The sequence below is a fragment of the Streptomyces sp. NPDC037100 genome, assembly GCF_055606225.1.
In genome coordinates this window covers 546248-566203 of sequence record NZ_JBVJSX010000003.1, presented here as the reverse complement: position 1 = coordinate 566203, position 19956 = coordinate 546248, and the positions used below count along the sequence as shown (strand labels likewise).

Sequence of the window (19956 nt, the reverse complement as noted above, 5' to 3'; positions counted from 1 at the left end):
CCCGCCCTGATCAACGGAGCGGCGATCCACGCGGCGAGTCCCGTACGCCGCATGTCACCCCCTCTTCCCACAGATTTCGGAGGTCGCTTCGTGCTGCCCGAAATGCCGAACGGTGCGTCACCCGACGGCTACACCTGGTATCCGGCCACCCGGGTCCAGCAAGGCATGTGGGTCCTGGACCGCGACGCGCTGCTGAGACCCACTCAACTGGTACCCACCGTCGTGGAGTTCACCGGTCCGGTCGACCACGAGGTGCTGGTCTCGTCCGTTCGGAAGGCCCTCGCGCGGCACCCCTCGCTGCGGGCCCGCTTCCGGCTCGACATCAAGCGCCGCCGGGTGGAGTACCACACCGACGGACCGCCCGCCGAGCCCGGACTGCGCGACGCCGCCGCCGAGGGATGGAGTGAGGACGACGTCGACCACCGCGTACGGACCCTGAGCGGCGCGCCCTTCGACCTGGGCCGGGACGCGCCCGCTCGCGCCGAGATCATCCGCCTCGGCCCGGAGCGCACGCTCCTCGTCCTCAACGTGCACCACATCGTCTTCGACGGGGTCTCGCGCGGCATGCTTCTCGACGAGATCCGCTCCCTCTACCGCGCCGGACTCGACGGCGTGGAGCCGGAAGCGAGCGATCCGCCGCACCCGGCGACGGTGGCCGCGGAGCGCACCCCCGAGGAGATCGAGGAGCAGGTCGCCGACGTCGTCGGCCGGCTCCGCGGCGCACCCCCCGAGGTCGAGCTGCCGTTCACCCGCACCCCGCACGAGGGCGAGGAGTCCCTGCTCGGCGCCACCCTGGCGACGGCTCTCGACGAGGAGACCACCGAGAAGGCGATGGCGGTGGCCGCGCAGGAGGGGTGCACCCCCTTCATGGTCGGGGTCGCCCTGCTCGCCGGCACCCTCGCCCGTACCGGGTCACAGCGTGACTTCCTCATCGCCTTCGCCTGGCCCGGACGGGACGATCCCGCCACCGCGGACGTGATCGGGATGTTCATGACCACGGTCGTGCTGCGCGTCACCGTCGGCCCTGGTGACACCTGGCGTGACCTGCTCAGCGGAGTGCGCGTCAACGGCATGGAGGCGTTCGTCGACAGCGACGTCCCCCTCGACGCCGTCTCCGCCGCCCTCAACCCCGACCGCAACGCGCTGTGGCCGCCGCTGTCGCCGGTCCTCGTCAACCTCGACGAGGCGCCGCGGTCCCTGGAGCTCACCCCTGACGTCACGGGCCGGCTCCGCCCGCTCGACCCGATGTTCGTCAAGTACGACCTGGCGATGTTCGTCCGGCTCGAGGACACGGCGGGGGGACGGCGACTCGCCCTCTCGCTGGACTACCCCGTCAACGTCTTCGGCCACACCGACGTCTCGCGCTTCCTTCACGATCTGCGGCGCAGCGCCGCGGGCCTGGCCACATTCCCGGAGAACCCCGTGCTCGAAGAGTCCGTACGCCCCACCGCCGCCCCCGCCGACCTGGACGACCCGACGGTCCGCCTCGAACTCGTCCGCTCCGTGTGGAACGAAGTCCTGGGCACCGACGAGTTCGCCGACGACGTCAGCTTCTTCGAGGCCGGCGGCGATTCCCTGCTTCTCGTGCTCCTCGTGGAGCGGCTCGGCCAGGTCTCGGGCCGAGAGGTCCGGACCATGGACCTGTTCCGCTCGCCGACCGTCAGCGGCCAGGCCGAGCTCATCGCCGGCGCCACCGCATCGGCCGCCGAGCCCACGGGTGGCAACCGATGACGGCCGGAGCGCTGGCCGCCGAGGTCATGGAGATACCGGACGGCCCGGAGGCGTTCGGCGACCGGAGTTTCATCGCGCTCGGCGGCGACTCGCTGCGTGCCATGCGCCTGGCCGGCGTACTCCAGGAGCGCCTGGGGCTGCGCGTCCCGATCATGGAGCTGCTCGGTGAGGCTCCGCTCGCCGAGGTCCTCGCCGCCGCCACCCCCGTGGCCACGGCGACCGGGGCGGCGCCGGCATCCCCGTCCGGCCTCGACACCGAACAGGCGCTCACTCCCGCCCAGCGCGGTATGTGGCTGATCGAGAAGGTGGCCGGGGGCTCCCCGTACAACCTGGTGTTCCGGTGCTTCAGCCGAGGCGGCCGGCTCGACCCCGGCATCCTGGCCAAGGCCCTCGCGGCCACCGCCGCACGTCACGAGGGACTGCGGGTCGTCTTCCGCGAGGCCGGCGACGACGTGGTCCAGGAGGTCCTCCCCGTCCACGCACCGGAAGTCGTCGAGTACGTCCACGACGACCCGACCGAGACCTTCGAGGGCCACGTGCGGCGCCGCAGCGCCGAACTGGGCCGCGAGCCCTTCGACCTGGCCGCCGCTCCCGCCTACCGGTTCGCCCACTGGACCCCGGCCGACCCGTCCGACGAGCGCTCCGCCCTGGTACTGACCGCGCACCACATGGTCCTGGACGGCTTCGCCGTGGGCTACCTGCTGCGCGAGATATTCGACAGCTACGCCGAGTCGCAGGCCGAGTGCGAACGAGCCGCCCGCAGCCTCGGCAGCCCGCTCTCCGCCCTCCGCCGGCACCAGGAGGAGACCCGCGCCCGAGGCGTCTGGGACGAGCAGACCGAGTTCTGGAAGCAGCACCTCGCCGGGGTCCCCAGCGTCCTCGAACTCCCCGCCGACCGGCAGCGTCCCACCCTCCAGGACGGTGCCGGCGACCGCCTCGGCCTCGACCTCGGTCCGGACACCACCGACCGGGTCAGCCGCCGGGCGCAGGCCCTCGGCATCACCCCGTACTCCCTGCTCCTCGGCGCCTTCGGCCTCTGCCTGGCCCGGCGCACCGGCAACCGCCGGCTCCTGGTCGGCGTCCCGCTGCTCGGCCGCGGCAGCTCCGAGCTGCGTCGGCTCGTCGCCGTCACGGGCAATCTCGTACCCCTGCTGATCGATGTGGACGACGACCTCGACGTCGCCGCGTTCCTCCGGGGGGTGCACCGCAATCTCGGTGCCGCCATCGACGCCGGCGATCTGCCGTTCGAGGAGATCGTCTCCCGTCTCGGCATCGAGCGAAGCCTCGGCTGCCACCCGCTCGTCCAGGTCTGCTTCGGTATGCACGACCAGCTGGTGCCGAGCGAGCTCAGTGCCGGGCCGGTCCGGATCCAGGTCGAGGAAGGGCACGGCGGCGGCTCGCAGTTCGACCTGACCATGCTGATCGGCCAGGCGGACCCCTCGTTCGCCGGCCATCTCGAATACGCGACCGGCGTGTGGCACGAGGCCGAGGCCCAGTCCTTCGTCTCCGACTTCCTCGCGACCGTCGAGCGGATCAGCGCCGCACCCGAGGCCCGCCTCGAGGACATCCGCTGCATCTCCGCCGAGGGACAGCACCTGCTCGACGAGATCAACGAAACCGGCCGGGACTTCCCCCGGACGTCCCTCGACGCGCTGTTCCGTGAGACGGCGGCGCGTCACCCCGACACCGTGGCGGTCCGCGACGCGCATCACGCCCTCACCTACAGCGAGCTCGCCGCTGCCGCCGCCGAGCAGGCCCGCCTGCTGATCGCCGCCGGCGTCAAACCGGGCGACCGGGTGCTCGTGGGCGTGGAGCGGTCGGTGGCCGAGACCGTCGCCGTGCTGGGTGTGCAGTGGGCGTCGGCCGCGTACGTGGGCATCGACCCGGCGCAGCCGGACAGCCACCTCGCGCGGATCGTGGAGCGGGCCCGGCCCAGCGCCGCGCTGACGGGTCCGGTCGGCTCACCGGCCGCGCGCCGGTTCGCGGAGCTCGGCGCCCCGGCCGTGCCGGTCTGGGAACCCGACTGGCGGCCCGCCGACCCGCGGACGGTGCCCGCACCGCCCGAGGACCCGGCCCGCCTCGCGTACGTCGCCTTCACCTCCGGCTCGACCGGCCGTCCCAAGGGCGTCGGCGTCCCGCACCGCGCGGTGATCCGCCTGGTCCACGAGGCGGGTTACGTGAGGCTCGGCGAGGGCGAGCGGATGCTGCGGCTGTCCCCGCTGTCCTTCGACGCCTCCACCCTCGAACTGTGGGGCGCGCTGCTGACCGGCGCCACCCTGGAGGTGCACCCGGCCGGACTGGCGTCGCCGACCGAGCTGGGCGCCTTCCTGCGGGAGCGGGGGGTCACCGTGGCGTGGCTGACCGCCGGGCTCTTCCGGCTCGTCGAGGAGTTCGCCTCGGACTCGCTCGGCAGTCTGCGCCAGCTCCTCACCGGCGGAGACGTGGTACCGCACGAGCACACCGCGCGGGTCCTGGCCCGGCACCCCGGTCTGGTCGTCACCAACGGCTACGGCCCCACCGAGAACACCACCTTCACCACCACCCACTCGGTGGCACGCGCGGAGGACGTGGACGGGCCGCTGCCCATCGGCCGCCCCGTCCCCGGCACCCGCGTGTACGTGCTGGACGGGCGCCGCCGGCTGCTTCCGCCCGGTGCCGTGGGTGAGCTGTACACCGGCGGTGAGGGCCTCGCCGACGGCTACCTGGGCGACGAGCGGGAGACGGCCCGCGTGTTCGGGCACCTGTCACCGGACGTGCCCGAGCGGCTGTACCGCACGGGTGACCTGGTGCGTATCGACAGCCGGGGCCGTGTGCGCTTCCTCGGCCGCGCCGACGACCAGGTCAAGCTGCGCGGGTACCGGATCGAGCTGAGTGCGATCAGCGACGTGCTCGCCGAGCACCCCGGGGTGCAGGACGCCGTGGTCGTCGTCAGCGAGGGGGACAGCGCCGAGAAGCGGCTCGTCGCCGCCGTCGTCCCGGCCCCCGGTGCGGCCGTCGGCACGGCCGGGCTGCGCGACCTGCTCACCGAGCGGCTGCCGTCCTACATGGTCCCGGCGCTGTGGGCCGTGGTGGACCGGCTGCCCGTCACCGCCAACGGCAAGGTGGACCGGCGCGCACTGGCCGCGCTCGCGGGGCCGGCGAAGCAGACCTCGGCCGTGACGGTCACCGGGGCGGAGCCGAAGGCCGTGGCCGAGACCGCGGCCGGGACCGGCACCGGGGCGGAGCCCAAGGCCGAGACCGGGGCCGGGGCCGAGACCGCGGCCGGGACCGCGGCCGGGACCGGGACCGCGGCCGTGGCCGAGACCGCGACCGGGGCGCCTGCCGGTATCGGTCTCGAAGGCATCGCCGAACTGTTCGCCGCCGTCATCGAGGCGCCGGAACCGGTCACGGGCATCACCGAGGACACCGACTTCTTCGTGATCGGTGGCAACTCCCTCGGCGCGGTCCGCCTCATGCGCCAGGTCAAGCAGGAGCTGGGGGTGTCCGTCCGGCTGCGGGACTTCCTGCTGTCCCCCACGCCCGCCGGGCTGCGCGCGCTCGTCGAGAAGGCCGCGGTCTGATGGCCCGTACCGCGGCGCCGGTCCCGCCGCTGTCCCTGGCGGACGGCGTGCGGGCACCGGAGTGGGACGAAGGACTGGAGTGCTGGGTCGTGGCCGACCCCCGCCTGGCCCGGCAGGTCCTCAACCACCCCGGATTCGCCTCGGGGACCTTCGAGCGCTCCTTCCAGCTGTACATGGCGGACGCGACCCGCGCCGAGTACCGCGAGCTCACCGAGTTCCTGCGGCTCTGGTTCGTCCAGGCCGACGCCCCCGAGCACACGGCGCTGCGGCGCCCCGTCCAGCGGATGCTGTCCGCCTCGTACGTACGGTCCCTCACGCCCCGCGTCGAGGAGATCACGGAGGAGTGCCTGACCCGGCTCGCGGCCACACGTCCCTGCGACGTGATGCCGGCCGTGGCCGAGGGCATCTCCGGCGAGGTGATGGCGCACGTGGTCGGCGTCGACGTACCACCGCCGGTGCTGCACGAATGGTCGCGGACCCTGTCGCTGTTCATCGGTGCCATGTACCGCCGCGACCACGCCAGGGCGGCTCAGCGGGTCATGGTGGAGATGACCGAGGCGCTCGCCGGGGCGCGCGCCCTGGAGGACTTCCCCACCGACACGCCCCAGGACAGGGCACGCACCAACGCGACCTGGGCGATGTGCCTCTTCGGCGGCCTGGAGACCACCGCCTCGCTGCTCGGCTCCACCGTGCTCACGGCGCTGGGTGACCGGGAGCTGTGGGAGGCGGTACGGGCGGACCGGCCCGGCGTGGTCGAGAACCTGGTGGAGTCCGTGCTGGTACGCCGGCCCCCGCTGCGGCATCTGGGGAGGGTGGTCGCCCACGACCAGGAGATCGCCGGAGCCACGATGCGCACGGGCGACCTGGTCCTGGTGAGCCTCACCGGACAGGGGCCGCTCGACGAGGCCGCGCCCGACGCGGTGTGCCCGGTCACGGGCGCGTCCGCCCCCGCGGAGACGGCCACCGACGAGGGCACCGACCGGAATCTCGTCTTCGGCTACGGGCCGCACTACTGCGTCGGCGCCCCGCTGGCCCGTATGGAGGCGGCGGTCCTGCTGCGGCGCCTCGCGCGGCGGTTCCCGAGGGCCCGGCTGTCCGACGAGGCCGCCGTGTGGGGCCCCAACCTCAGCTACGTCGGTCTCGACCACCTCTACGTCGACCTGGGCGGAGAAGCCTGACATGCCCCTGCCTCCCGTGTCCTCCTCCCCCTCCGGTGAGCACGCCGTCGCCGTCGTCGGCATGGCCTGCCGGCTGCCCGGCGCGCCCGATGTCCGGGCGTTCCGGTCGCTGATCCGGGCGGGCCGGGACGGCATCAGCCGCCCCACCCGTGAGGAGCTGCACCGGCGCGGGGTGGATCCCGCCTACGTGGGCCGGGAGAACTTCGTACCGGCCATGGGCGTCATCGAGGACTCCCGCCGCTTCGACTGGTCCTTCTTCCGGTACAGCCGGGCGGAGGCGGCGGCGATGGACCCCCAGCAGCGGGTCTTCCTGGAGTGCGCGGCCACGGCGGTCGACGACGCGGGCATCGACCCCGCCCGGTTCCGGGGACGGATCGGCGTGTACGCCGGTGCCGACCGCTCGGGGCCCGGCCGGGACGATGCCGCGCTGGGCGAACTGGCCCGGTACATCGGGCGGGAGAAGGACTTCGTCGCCACCCGGGTGGCGTACAAACTGGGGCTGCGCGGTCCCGCGATCACCGTGCAGACGGCCTGTTCGACCTCCCTGACGGCCGTGCACCTGGCGGTGCGGGCACTGCGCGGCGGTGAGTGCGACGCCGCTCTCGCCGGCGGGGTCACGGTGATGCCGCACGGCGAGTGGGGCTACCTCTTCGAACCGGGCGGGATCCTGGCACCGGACGGGTACTGCCGCCCGTTCGACGCACGGTCCGCCGGGACCGTGCCCAGCGAGGGCGTCGGTGTCGTCGTGCTCAAGCGGCTCGCCGACGCCGTGCGCGACGGCGACAGGATCGCCGCCGTCATCGCCGGAACGGCCGTCAACAACGACGGCGCGGACAAGATGGCGTACACCGCACCCTCCGCGGCCGGGCAGAGCGAGGTGATCCGGGACGCCCTGGAGGACGCGGGGATTCCCGCCGCGGCGGTGGGCCACGTGGAAGCGCACGGGACCGCCACCCGGCTCGGCGACCCCATCGAAGTGCAGGCGCTGACCGAGGTGTTCGGGCCGGCCGGCGGGGAGAGCGGCCGGTGTGTGCTCGGCGCCGTGAAGGGCAACATCGGTCACACCGGCGCGGCCGCGGGGGTCACGGGTCTGATCAAGACGGCTCTCATGCTGGAGCACCGGGAGATCGTCCCGACGGCGCACTACACGACTCCCAACCCGCTGCTCGAACTGGACGGCTCGCCGTTCCGGGTGGCCACCGGGCTCGAGCCGTGGGCGCCGCGCGAGGGCCGGGCGGAGCGGGCCGGCGCGGTCAGCTCGTTCGGTGTCGGCGGCACCAACGCGCACGCCGTCCTCACCGAGGCACCCGCCGTCCCCCGGCCCGCGCGTACGGCCCGCCCGCAGGTGCTGCCGCTGACGGGGCACACACCTGCGGCGCTCGCCCGGCTCGGCTCGGCACTCGAGGAACGTTTCCGCGACGGCGTGGACGGCCCCGATCCGGCCGCGGCCGCCCGGACCCTGGCCGGGCGCCGCCTCCACCGGCACCGGCAGGCCGTGGTCGTCCGGGACACCGAACACGCCGCCGAGGCGCTGCACGCCGCGCAGGGCGCGGCCGAACGGCTCGGCTCCCCCGGGCGGTTGGGCAAGGTCGCCTTCCTCTTCCCCGGCCAGGGTGTCCTCAAGGAGGCGGCGGGCGAAGCCGCGCACCGTCTGCTGCCGGAGTTCCGGGCCGCGTTCGACGAGATCCGCAAGACCGCGGCCGACGACTGCGGCGTGGACCTGGGGCCCGTGGTCACCCCGGGCGAGGCGCACGAGGGCACGGCCGACTGGTTCTCCGACACCGTCCACCAGCAGCTCGGCCTGTTCGCCCTCGGCTACTCCTTCGGCCGTCAGCTCGCGGCTTGGGGGGTCACCCCGCACGCCATGCTCGGCAACAGCATCGGCGAGTACACCGCCGCGGCCCTCGCCGGCGTGTGGTCCCTGCCCGAGGCGGTCGGCCTCGTCCACGCGCGGGCCCGCGCGATGCGCGACGCCTCCCCCGGCCGCATGATCGTCGTCCATGCCTCGCCCGAGGACGTCGAAGCCCTGCTGCCGGAGAACTGCGGCGTCACCGTCGCGGTACGCGGCAACGGGTCCGCCGTTGTCGCCGGCGGCGAGGCGGAGATGGACCTCCTCGTCGCGGGGGACGCCCTCCACGGGCTGCGCGTCACCCCGGTCCACACCCGGCGTGCCTTCCACACGCCGGCCATGAACCCGGCAGCCGAGGCGGTGCGGGACCATCTGTCGTCGATGCCCGCCCGCCCGCCCCGGCTGCCGTACATCACCAACACCACCGGCCAGTGGGCCGATCCGCAGGCCGCGGTCAGCCCGGAGCAGTGGGCGGCGCATCTGCGCGAGCCGGTCCGCCTGGACACCTGTACGGCCACGCTGCTCGGCTCCGGCTGCACCACCTACCTGGAGCTGGGGCCCGGCGGGTCGATGACCGGCTCGCTGCGGGCCGCACCCGGCTGGGACCCCGCCCACCGGACCGTCCGGTTCGCCCCCGGCCGGCCGGACGGCCAGGAGGCCGGACTCCTCGACGCGATCGGCGCCCTCTGGGAACTGGGCGTCGACCGTGCCCTCGACACCGTCCTGGACAGCCGGCACGGCGATCCCGGTGACCGGCCGCCGCGCTGCTCGCTGCCCGCCCACCCGTTCCTGGGCGAGGACCCGGATCCGGAACCGGCGGCGCCGCGAGGGGAACCGGTACCGGCCGCCGGACGACCCGACGCGGCCGTCATCCAGGCCCCCCGGGACCCAGCCGTGACCCCGGCCTCCCGCACGGAGCGGTCCGTGCGGTCGCGCCTGGAAGAGGCGTGGTGCCGGACCCTCGGCGTCACCACCGCCGCCGACCCGGACGACTTCTTCGGCCTCGGAGGCGAGTCGCTGCTCGCCCTCGCGCTCACCACTGCCGTCCGCGAGCGGGTGGGAGCGGACGTGTCCGTCACCGACTTCATGCTGAAGGCGACCTTCGGCGGACTGGTCGAGCTGGTGGAGCGCGGCCTCGGCGACCGGACCGGCCCGGCCTCCCCCCTGCCGGGCGTGGCCACCCTGCGGGAGGGCTCCGGACGGCCCTTCTTCCTCGTCGCGGACGCCCTCGGCAACGCCCTGCCCTACCGGGCCCTGGCCGCACGGCTCGTACTCGAAGGCGACCGGCCGGTCCTGGCCCTGGAAGCGTCGGCCCATGACGACCGGGAGGGGCGCCGCTCGGTCGGGTCCCTCGCCGCCACGCACGTCAGGAACCTGCTGCGGGCCCAGCCCACCGGCCCGTTCACCCTCGGCGGATGGTCCTTCGGCGCGGTGGTCGCGCACGAGACCGCCCGGTTGCTCGCCCTGCGCGGGCACGAGGTCGACCTGCTGGTCTCGCTGGACGGATACGTGCCCGACACCCACCCACTGCCGGTCGCCGCGGCCCCCCGCTTCATGCTCGGCGGGCTGAAGGCCGGTCTGGACACGCTGCTGCGCGTCGGGCCCCTGGCCGGAGTGCACCGCCGCAGTCCCGAGGCCCGACGGCGGTTCCTCGCGGGCCAGGCCGCCGTACTGGCCCACCGGCCACGCCCGGTGACCTGCCCGGCCGTCCTCTTCAAGGCGGAGACGGACCCCGCGGCGGCCGACCGGCTCGCCCGCCGCCTCGCGGGCCTCTACCCGGCAGGCCTGCGCGTGACGGCGGTGGGCGGCGACCACTGGTCGATGTTGGGACCGCCGTACGTCGACGACCTGGCCGCACGCATCGGCGAGGCACTCCGCCCGGACACCCGGTCCGGGCCACCGCACAAGGAGAGGAACGACTCTTGACCGTCTCGCAGACACCTCCCGGCACCGAGTCCGAGGACACGGCGCCGCAGGACGCCGACGCCGCCGGGGGCAACGACAAGCCCGAGGACGCCGAGAAGCCGCTGCTGCGCAACCGCGACTTCCAGGCACTGTGGACCAGTGAGGCGTTCGCCGCGCTCGCGAAGGAGACGGCGGAGGTCGCGTACCCGCTGCTCATCCTCACCACAACGGGTTCGGCCTTCTACGCGGGAGCCGTCGGCTCGGCCCAGCTCGTCACCACCAGCCTGTTGTCCATCCCCGGCGGCACACTCGCCGACCGGATGGACCGCCGGCTGCTGATGATCATCTGCAACCTGGTCCGGGTCGCGCTGCTCGGCCTGTTCAGTGTGCTGATCTTCGCCGACCAGACACAGCCGGCCCTCGTGTTCGCCATCGCCGTCGGCTCGGCCGCCTGCCTCGGCATCTCCAACCCGACGGGGCTCGCCGCCATCAAGCAGCTCGTTCCGCCGTCCCAGCTGACCCAGGCCACGGCCCAGAACCAGATCCGGTACTTCGCCGCCACCATGGGGGGTCCGCCCGTCGGCGGCTTCCTGTTCGGCGTGGCCCGCGCGTTTCCGTTCCTGAGCTCGGCGATCGGCTTCCTCGTCTCCACCGTGCTGCTGCTGTTCATCCGCAAGCCGATGAAGGTGGAGCAGTTCACCCCGGGCGAGAAGCGCAACACGGCCGAGGGCTTCCGCATCCTCGCCCGGCAGCCGGTCCTGCGCCTGCTGATCGTCTGGATCATGGGTTCGAACATGGCGTTCACCCACTCCGGCGTGTTCCTCGCCCTGATCGCCACCGCCGAAAGCCGGGGCGCCTCCTCCGGGTTCACCGGCGTCCTGCTGTCCATCGCGGGCATCGGCGGCCTGGCCGGCTCACTGATCGCGGGACCCGTCATCAAGAAGGTCGCGCCGGCGAAACTCTTCCTGGCCGCCGCTTGGATCGGCCCCGTCGCCGCCGTCCTCCTCGCCAACGTCTCCGGACTCATCCCGCTCGGCATCATCGTCGCCTGTGTGTTCCTGCGCGGACCGATCACCAGCGCGCTGTTCCTCGCCTACCTCGCGGCGATGGTCCCCGACAAGGCGCAGGGCCGGGTGCTCGGCGCGGTGATGTTCATGTCGATGATCGCGGCCCCGGCCGGTGTGTTCATCATCGGCACCGTCTTCGACCAGGCCGGCCCGGTCTGGGTGTTCACCATCATGGCCGTCATCTCCGGCCTCGCCGCCCTGCCCACCCTCAGCCCGCGCATCCGCGGGCTCGCGCCCCCCGAGGCGTACACGGACACCGCCGCCACCGGCGCGCCCGCCGAGGGCGGCCACTCCCAGGAGGCTCCCGCAGCCCCGCACAAGGAAGGAGAATCCTGATGACCACCGAGCTGCCCCGCACCCAGGAACAGCTTCCCCCCGAGTTCTTCACCGCCCCCGAGGGCAACGACCTGCACACCGCCAATGCCAAGCTGCGCGCCGGCGGCTGCCCCGTCCACGCCATCAACTATCCGGTGGGCGGCGAGGGTTACGTCGTCGCCGACTACACGACCGTGCTCAAGGCGTTCAGCGACCCGCGGCTGTCCAAGCGGGTCGACAACGCCCCCGCGTGGTTCCGCGACCTCGTCAAGGACTCCAGCCCGGTCCTGGTGCGCAACATGCTGACCGCCGATCCGCCGGAGCACACCCGGCTGCGCAAGCTCGTCAGCCGCGCCTTCGTCCCGCGCCGGATGGAGCTGCTGCGCCCGCGTGTCCAGGAGATCACCGATGAGCTCATCGACGCCTTTCCCGAGCAGGGCGAGGTGAACCTGATGGAGTTCGCCTTCGCGCTGCCGATGCGGGTCATCTGCGAGTTCCTCGGCGTCCCGGTCGAGGACCGGCCGCAGCTGCACACCTGGGGCAACTGGCTCAGCGGCGCACCGTATCCCGACGCGGAGTCCAACGAGAAGCTCAAGGATGCCAGCGAGAACATCGAGCGCTACCTTCTCGACCTGCTCGCCGACCGTCGCGCGCACCTCGGTGACGACCTGGTCAGCATCCTGGTGCGGGCCGCCGACGAGGAGGACCGCTTCACCAACGACGAACTGGTCTCCACCCTGGTCCTGCTGATCATCGCGGGCCACAAGACCACCGCCAACCTCATAGGCAGCGGCACCCACGCGCTGCTCACCCACCCCGACCAGCTCGAACTCCTGCGCTCCCGGCCGGAGCTGGCCGATTCCGCCGTCGAGGAGTTCCTGCGCTTCGAGTCCCCCGTCTACCGGGGAACCCTGCGCGTCGCCGCCGAGGACATGGAGCTGGGCGGCTGCCCCATTCCCAAGGAGAGCTTCGTCCACCTGCTGATGGGCTCCGCCAACCGGGACCCCGACGCCTTCGAGAGGCCGGACGAGCTCGACATCACGCGCACCGCCAACCGGCACCTCGCGTTCGGCCAGGGCCCGCACTTCTGCGTCGGCGCCCCGCTCTCCCGGGTCGAGGGCAACATCGCCTTCACCACCCTGCTGCGCCGGCTGCCGGGCCTGCGCCTCGCCGTCCCGGCCGACGAGGTCGACTGGCTCTTCGACAACTCGACCAGCCGCGGCCTGGTGAAGCTGCCCGTCACCTACGACGCCCGCCTCGCGGCCGGTACCCGCCCGGCCGCCGACACCTCCCAGGACCGCTGACATGGCCGACCGCATCTCGCTCGTGTGCCTGCCCTTCGCCGGCGCGGGTGCCTCCTTCTACCGTCCGTGGCAGCGTGTCGCCGAGCCGCACGGCTTCGACGTCCTGCCGCTCCAGCTCCCGGGGCGGGAGCGGCTCATCGACGAGGAGCCGTACCGGAACGCGAGCGACGCCGCCGACGGGCTGCTCACCGATCTGCTCGCCACGCTCGATGACGGCCCGCGCCCGCACCGCCTCGCCCTGTTCGGCCACAGCCTGGGCGCCGTCCTCGCCTACGAGCTGACACGTCGCCTCGTCGGGATGCCCGAGGTGCGGGTCGTGCGGCTGTTCGCCAGCGGCTCGCCGCACCCGGCCGAGCCACGGTCCCGCCAGGCCACCGGACTCGACGACGACGCGTTCCTGGAACGCGTCAACGAGTTCGCCGGCTACACCGACGAGGCCCTCCAGGACCCCGAGCTGCGTGAGCTGATCCTGCCCACGCTCCGCGCGGACGTGGAGATGCACGAGTCGTACCGGCCGGCGGACGACCGGGCCCTGCCGGTGCCCGTCACCAGTCTGCGCGGTGCCGACGACACCCTCGTCAGCCGCGCGGAGGCCGAGGCGTGGGCCCGCACCACAGTCGCGGGTTTCCGCGCCGTGGAGCTGCCCGGCGGGCACATGTACCTGACCGGGTCGGCACCGCAACTGCTCGGGACCGTCGCCGAGGAGCTGAACCGGGCAGCGGAGGAACAGTGCGTCTGACCGGGAAGACCGTGCTGGTCACGGGCGCCGCCCGGGGCCTGGGCCGGGCCACCGCGCTGGCCTGCGCCGCCGAGGGGGCCGCCCTCGCGCTGCTGGACGTGTGCGGCGACCTGGCCGGGGTGCCCTATCCACTGGGCACGAAGGGGCAGTTGGAGCACACCGCGACGCTGTGCCGCAAGGCCGGCGCCGCGGTGCTCACCGCGGCCTGCGACGTACGCGACCTGGCCTCCGTGGAGTCGGCCGTGGCCCTCGCCGAGGACCGCTTCGGCCGCATCGACGCCGTCGTCAACAACGCGGGCATCGCGGCCCCCTCGGGCAAGCCGGTGCATGACATCGCCGAGGACGAGTGGGCGCTGATGATCGACGTCGACCTGACGGGGGCGTGGCGGGTGATGCGTACCGTCGCCCGCGCGATGAGCGCCCGCCGCTCCGGTTCCATCGTCAACGTCTCCTCGACGGCCGGTCTCGTCGGCTACCGGCACTTCGCCGGGTACGTCGCCGCCAAGCACGGCCTGATCGGCCTGACCAAGGCCGCCGCCCTCGACTACGCGCCCACCAAGGTGCGGGTCAACGCCGTCTGCCCCGGATCGGTGCGGGACGACGCGACCGCCGAGGGCCGGATGCTCGCCGAGATCGCCCGCGCGCTGGACGTGCAGGTGGGCGAGCACGAGCAGACGTTCACCGAGGCGCAGCCGATGAACGCGCTGATCGAGCCGGAGGACGTCGCCGCCGCCGTGGTCTATCTGGTCTCGGACGACTCCCGGCAGGTGACCGGCTCCGTACTGACCGTGGACGGCGGGTTCACCGCGCGCTGACGGGCGGGCCGCACAGGGTGACCCGTTGTGAGAGTTGTGAGAGAGGAAGGACGCCCCATGACGGGGGAACACATGGTGGGGGAACAGTGCCATGCCGTACGGGTCCGGCTGAGCGGCCCGGTGGCCGCGGCGGAGCTGACCGCCCGGCTTGCCGCGGTGGGGCCCTGGCGACTGTGGGTGGAAGAGACAGCGGCCGGCTCCGGCCAACCGGTGGCACGGCGGCTGGCGGCCGCGGAACTGAACCGGCCCACGCACTCGGTCCGTTGTGTGTTGTTGCGCCACCGGGACGACGTCGCCGACCTGGTGGTCGTCGCGCGCCGCGCGGTGCTCGACCGGGACGGGCTCGGCCGGCTGATCGACGTGCTGGTCTCCGGGGCGGCGGGACCGCTGCCGGTACCGTCCGCCGCGCCCGCCCCACCGCCCTCCGCGGCTCCCGCCCCCGACTGGGGCGGCGGCCGCCGGGGCGACACCTCCTGGGGCACCCGGGCACTCGACCTGCCCGACGGTCCCGCCACCACCGGCTTCCTCGCGGCGCTCGCCCTCACCCTCCACCGCTACGCGGGCCACGGGTCGAGCGGTGACGTCCGTGTGGCCACCGACCGGCGCGGTGCCCTGCGGATCGAGGTTCCCGCGGATGCCCCGGTCTCGGCCCTCCGACCGGCACAGCCGGCGCCGGCCGACAGCCCGGTGCTCGCCGGTCTCGTCGAACCGGCCGCCTGCGACTCGCCGTTCCCCGCCGGCGTCCCGACGGAACATCTGCCGTGCCTCGCGCCGCCCTTCCCCCTGACGCTGGCACTGCTGCCCCAGCCCGCCGGTGGGACCCGGCTGTGGGCCGCGTACCGGCACAGCCACTTCTCGGCCGGAATCGTCGAGGCCTTCCTGCGCCACCTGGCCCACGTCCTCGGACAGTTCGCGGAGGCGACACCGGACACGCCCGTCGACGACATCGAACTCCTCGACGCGGCCGAGCGGGAGCGGGTGGCGCTGCTCGGCCGGCCGGCCGGCACACCGCCCGGCACACCGGAGCGGATCACCGACGCTCTCGCACGGGTCACCGCCGCGACACCGGACGCCCCGGCGGTCGGCGACGGCACCTGCGTCCTCACCTACCGCGAGCTGGACGAACGGGCCGAACAGGTGGCACGCGGTCTGGTCGCACGGGGGATCGCGCCCGGCGACCGGGTCGGGATCTGCCTGGAGCGGACCACCGAGCTCGTGGTCACCATGCTCGCGATCCTCAAGGCGGGTGCGGCGTACGTGCCCACGGACCCCGCATATCCCGCCGACCGGCTCGCCCACACCGCGCGGGACGCCGGCCTGGACCTGGTGGTCACCCGGCTGGCGGAGTACCCGGCCGACGCCGGCACCCCCGTCACCCCCGACGAACTTGCCGCGGCGGCCGGGCAGGCCGGAGAGCTCCCCACGGGCGGCGGCCCGGACGACCCGGCCTACGTCATCTACACATCGGGCTCCACCGGCCGTCCCAAAGGCGTCGTCGTACCGCACCGCAACGTCGTCGCGCTCATCGACGCCACCCGCGGGGAATACGGCCTCGGCCCGGACGACGTCTGGAGCCTCTTCCACTCCGGGGCGTTCGACTTCTCCGTCTGGGAGACATGGGGCTGTCTGCTCACCGGCGGACGGCTCGTGGTCGTGCCCTACCTCGTCTCCCGCGAACCCGGGGAATTCCGGGATCTGCTGGTCCGGGAGCGGGTCACCGTCCTGAGCCAGACGCCCTCCGCCTTCTCCCAGCTCCTGGAGACCGACCATGCGGCGCTCGTGGTACGGCTGGTCGTCTTCGGTGGCGAGCCGCTCGACGCCCGCATGCTGCTGCGCTGGTTCGACCGGCATCCGGAGGACGAGTGCCGCATGGTCAACATGTTCGGCATCACCGAGACGACCGTGCACGTCACCGCCCAGACCCTGACCCGTGAACTGGCCCTGGCCGGCTCGAAGTCCGTCGGCCCCGCGCTGCCCGGCTGGCACCTGTACGTCACGGACGCGCGGGGCCGGCTCGTCCCGCCCGGTGTCACCGGTGAGATCCGCGTCGGAGGCGCGGGCGTCGCCGTCGGCTACCTCGGACAGCCCGACCTCACGACCGCCCGTTTCAGCCCCGACCCGTACGCCGAGGGCCGCCAGTACCACAGCGGCGACCTGGGACGGCTGCGGCCGGACGGCACCCTCGAACACCTCGGGCGCATCGACAGCCAGGTCAAGATCCGCGGCTTCCGGATCGAACTCGACGAGATCCGTTCGGTGCTCCTGGAGGACCCCGAGGTGCACGCGGCGGCCGTGGTGGTCCGCCGGGACGACCCGGCGGACCCCGCCACCGCCCGCCTCGACGCGTACGTCGTCCCGGCGGACCTGGACACGGCCGGGGTCCGCAAGCGGGCCGCCACCGTTCTGCCCGCGTACATGCTCCCGGCGACCGTCACGGCGCTCGACGCCCTGCCGCTGACCACGAACGGCAAGCTCGACGCGCAGCGGCTCCCGGAACCGGTGCGGACCGCCCCCGCGGCGTCGGCGCCCGAGGGGACGGACGGTGCGGCGGCGGTCCTGCAGGAGATCTGGTCCGACATCCTCGGCACCCCGGTCGGGATCGACGACGACTTCTTCGAACTCGGGGGCAACTCCCTGCTCGCCGTGCGGATCAGCGCCGCACTGCGCGGCCGCGGGATGTCCGCCGTCCCGCTGCGCGACCTGTTCCGCACGCCCACCATCCGGGCACTGACCGAGGCCGACCGGCATGCGTGAACCGCCGTGAGGAGACGGCGGCGCCGGGGGAGTGAGGCGATCAGGCGCTCCGATCAGGCGCTCCAGTGGCGCGGCTCGGCGGCCGGCACCTGAACACGGCTCCATTCGGGAGAGCAACCCCAGGTCAGCGGCCTGGGGTTGTGTGTTGTCCGGCCCTCAGTCCGCCCCGGGGTCGTCGGAAGGATCGGCGGCGCGGGCAGCGCACCGCAGCGCCTCCAGCAGACCGCGCAGAGCGGGCTGTTCGAGGGCCGTCTCCCGTACGGCCGCCGAGATCACCCGGTACGGTTCAGGGCCCCGGACCGGGCGTACGACGACACCGGGGTGCCGGTTGCGCAGTCCCAGCATCGGCATCAGGCCGACACCGAGACCGGCCGCGACGAAGCCCTGGGCGGTGGCGTAGTCCTCGCTCTGGATGACGAAGTCGGGGCTGAAGCCGGCCGCCGCACAGGAGTCGATCACCGGTTCCAGGCACGGCCCGGGCGGCTCGCTGCCGACCCACTGCTCACCGGACAGCTCGTTCAGGTCGATGATCTCCTCGTCGGCGAGGGCGTGGCCGAGGGGCAGTACGGCAGCGTAAGGGTCGTCGAGGAGGCGGACGAACCGGAAGCCGTCGCCGACGCGGTCAGGTGTCTGGACGACCACGGCCAGGTCGGCCCGGCCCCGCGCCACGTCCTGCAACGGGTCCTCAGGGTCGGTGAGTCGAAGGTCGACACGGACGCCGGGATGCTCGGCGCGGAGACGGGCCAGTGCGGGGGCCACCAGCGTGGAGCCCGACGTGGCGAAGTAACGGACCGACAAGCAGCCGGTGCGGCCGGCGCGGAGATCGGCGAGGGCGGTCTCCGCCTGGGCGACCGCCGAGCTGATCAGGGCCGCGTGCTCGGTGAGCAGCAGACCGGCGGCGGTGGGCCGCACACTGCGACCGACCCGTTCGAACAGCGCCGTACCGGCCTGTCTCTCCAGCACGGCGATCTGCTGGCTGACGGCGGACGGTGTGTAGCCCAGGTGGGCCGCGGCGGCGGTGACCGTGCCACTGGTGACCACCGCGCGCAGGACCTGCAGTCGCCTCACATCGAGCATGTAGCGCAGCTTAACAGTATGGGTAGAACCATTCGCTTGTCCTGCATACGTGGCTGAGGCATCTTCAAAGGAGCGGGTCCACGGGACGGTTCGAGGAAGCGGGTCCGAGGGACCGGCGATCGAACGAGCCGTCGGACCGAATGGAGGAACCCATCGTGAGCAGCCGTACACGGAGTCTTCGGGGGGCACTGCGGGTGATCGTGCTCGCCCTGCTGTGGGGCTCCACCTTCCTGTGGATCGAGCTCGCGCTGCGCGGACTCTCCCCGCTCCAGGTCACGTTCGTCCGCTGCGTCCTCGGCGCACTCGTCCTCACCGTCGCCTGTTACGCGTCGGGACGACGCCTTCCGCGGGGTGTCGCCGTCTGGCGCCACATCGTCGTCGCGGCCTTCTTCTGCAACGCGCTCCCGTTCGCGCTGTTCAGCCTGGGCCAGCAGACCGTCGATTCGGGTCTCGCCGGAGTCCTCAACGCCACGACCCCGCTCTGGTCGATCGCCCTCGGCCTCGCCCTCGGCACTGAACGCGGGCTCCGCCCGGCCCGCCTCACGGGCCTTCTGCTCGGCTTCGCCGGCGTGATTCTCATCTTCGCCCCCTGGCAGACGACCTGGGCCACCGGCTGGGGCGCACTCGCCATCCTCGGCGCGGCTGCCGGCTACGCCGTCGCGTTCACCTACATGGGCCGCACCCTGGTCGGCAAGGGCACCCCCACCATCTCCCTCTCCGCCGCCCAGCTCGTCGCCGCGAGCGGACTGACCGCCTTCGCCATGCCGGCCGGTGGCCTGGATTCGGTCAGCGCGGGACCGACGGTCGTGATCGCGGCCGTCGTCCTCGGTGTCCTGTGCACCGCGATCACGTTCCACCTCACCTACCGGATCATCAACGACGAGGGGGCCACCAACGCGGCCGTGGTCGGCTACCTGCTGCCGGTGGTCTCCGTCCTCCTCGGCGCGGTCGTCCTGGGCGAGAACCTGAGCGTCCGGGTGGTGCTGGGCATGGCCGTCGTCCTCGCAGGTGTCGGGATGACACGGCGGACGGGGGCGACGGTCGCTGCCGCGGCTCCGGCCGGCGGGGAGGGGGTGGAAGGCACGCCCGGGACCGCCGAGAAGCGGGTCGCCCGAAGCATCGTCCCGGAGAGCGCACGATGACCTTCGGCGGCTGACGGCGTCCACCGTCCTGCCACCCGCCGGCCCCGGGGTGAGGCCGGTTACCTGTCGGCGGAGCCGGTCAGTGTCCCCACGCGCCGGGAGGCGTCTCCTCGGGGAGCAGGCACCAGGACATGTGTCCGGCCAGAAAGTTCTCCAGCTCATGGGCGGCCAAGGACTCGGACGGCAGATCGTCCGGGCGAGGCCGGTAGAGGGCGTTCAGTTCGTCCCGCAGTCGCCGGTCCAGCGTGGGAGCCTGATAACGGTCGATGGTGCCTCGCAGAAACAGCCGGTCGAACAGCCGCACCGCCGGGCTGCGCCCCGCCTGGGGGTGTTCGGCCACGTGCATCTCCTGCCAGGAGCCGACGTAAAGGTACGCCGCACCGGCCAGCGCTTCGGTGAGGGCAGGGGTCGGCCCCTGAGGGTCCAGTAGACCCGCGCATCGGCCTCGCTTAAGGGCTGTGGGATCGCAGCGAGTCACAGGCGGTAGTCGCTCACCGGCACAGCTTGCCACCCTCGAGGC

12 protein-coding genes are annotated in these 19956 nt (G+C 73.2%); 10 read left to right on the top strand and 2 right to left on the bottom strand.

All coding sequences use genetic code 11. The features are described from left to right. Positions 1-90 precede the first annotated feature (90 nt). The 9 genes from ACZ7EG_RS12550 to ACZ7EG_RS12510 are packed head-to-tail and all read left to right on the top strand — an operon-like array spanning position 91 to position 17217. Positions 91-1731, top strand: a complete 1641-nt coding sequence (locus ACZ7EG_RS12550; RefSeq protein WP_471076188.1) for a condensation domain-containing protein — start codon at positions 91-93, stop codon at positions 1729-1731. After that, positions 1728-5291 (top strand): amino acid adenylation domain-containing protein, encoded by a 3564-nt coding sequence (locus tag ACZ7EG_RS12545; protein WP_471076185.1) that lies wholly within the window; start codon positions 1728-1730, stop codon positions 5289-5291. Before ACZ7EG_RS12550 ends, ACZ7EG_RS12545 begins: the two co-directional genes overlap by 4 nt. Then, positions 5291-6469, top strand: a complete 1179-nt coding sequence (locus ACZ7EG_RS12540) for a cytochrome P450 (RefSeq protein WP_471076182.1) — start codon at positions 5291-5293, stop codon at positions 6467-6469. Before ACZ7EG_RS12545 ends, ACZ7EG_RS12540 begins: the two co-directional genes overlap by 1 nt. 1 nt (position 6470) lies before the next feature. After that, entirely contained in the window at positions 6471-10244 is a 3774-nt protein-coding gene (locus ACZ7EG_RS12535) for a type I polyketide synthase (RefSeq protein WP_471076179.1), read from the top strand. Then, entirely contained in the window at positions 10241-11626 is a 1386-nt protein-coding gene (locus ACZ7EG_RS12530; protein WP_471076176.1) for an MFS transporter, read from the top strand. Before ACZ7EG_RS12535 ends, ACZ7EG_RS12530 begins: the two co-directional genes overlap by 4 nt. After that, complete coding sequence (locus ACZ7EG_RS12525; protein ID WP_471076173.1) at positions 11626-12909, top strand: cytochrome P450 family protein; 1284 nt, start codon at positions 11626-11628, stop codon at positions 12907-12909. Before ACZ7EG_RS12530 ends, ACZ7EG_RS12525 begins: the two co-directional genes overlap by 1 nt. 1 nt (position 12910) lies before the next feature. After that, positions 12911-13648, top strand: a complete 738-nt coding sequence (locus tag ACZ7EG_RS12520; protein WP_471076170.1) for a thioesterase II family protein — start codon at positions 12911-12913, stop codon at positions 13646-13648. Beyond that, a complete protein-coding gene (locus ACZ7EG_RS12515) occupies positions 13639-14463 on the top strand; it encodes an SDR family oxidoreductase (RefSeq protein ID WP_471076167.1) in 825 nt (274 codons plus the stop codon). Before ACZ7EG_RS12520 ends, ACZ7EG_RS12515 begins: the two co-directional genes overlap by 10 nt. A 57-nt stretch (positions 14464-14520) precedes the next feature. Then, positions 14521-17217, top strand: a complete 2697-nt coding sequence (locus ACZ7EG_RS12510) for a non-ribosomal peptide synthetase (protein WP_471076164.1) — start codon at positions 14521-14523, stop codon at positions 17215-17217. A gap of 156 nt (positions 17218-17373) precedes the next feature. On the opposite strand, the gene ACZ7EG_RS12505 is transcribed toward ACZ7EG_RS12510, so the two are convergent. Next, positions 17374-18294, bottom strand: coding sequence for a LysR family transcriptional regulator (locus ACZ7EG_RS12505; RefSeq protein WP_471076161.1), 921 nt, complete (start codon positions 18292-18294; stop codon positions 17374-17376). Positions 18295-18434: 140 nt separating this feature from the next. Between ACZ7EG_RS12505 and ACZ7EG_RS12500 the strand changes: the two genes are divergently transcribed. Then, on the top strand, positions 18435-19436 hold the full coding sequence (locus ACZ7EG_RS12500) for a DMT family transporter (protein WP_471076158.1): 1002 nt from the start codon (positions 18435-18437) through the stop codon (positions 19434-19436). Positions 19437-19515: 79 nt separating this feature from the next. Here ACZ7EG_RS12500 and ACZ7EG_RS12495 read toward each other — a convergent pair whose 3' ends face one another. Then, the gene (locus ACZ7EG_RS12495; RefSeq protein ID WP_471076155.1) at positions 19516-19776 is read right to left on the bottom strand and encodes a hypothetical protein; all 261 of its coding nucleotides are present in this window, start codon (positions 19774-19776) and stop codon (positions 19516-19518) included. Between the last annotated feature and the right edge of the window lie 180 nt (positions 19777-19956).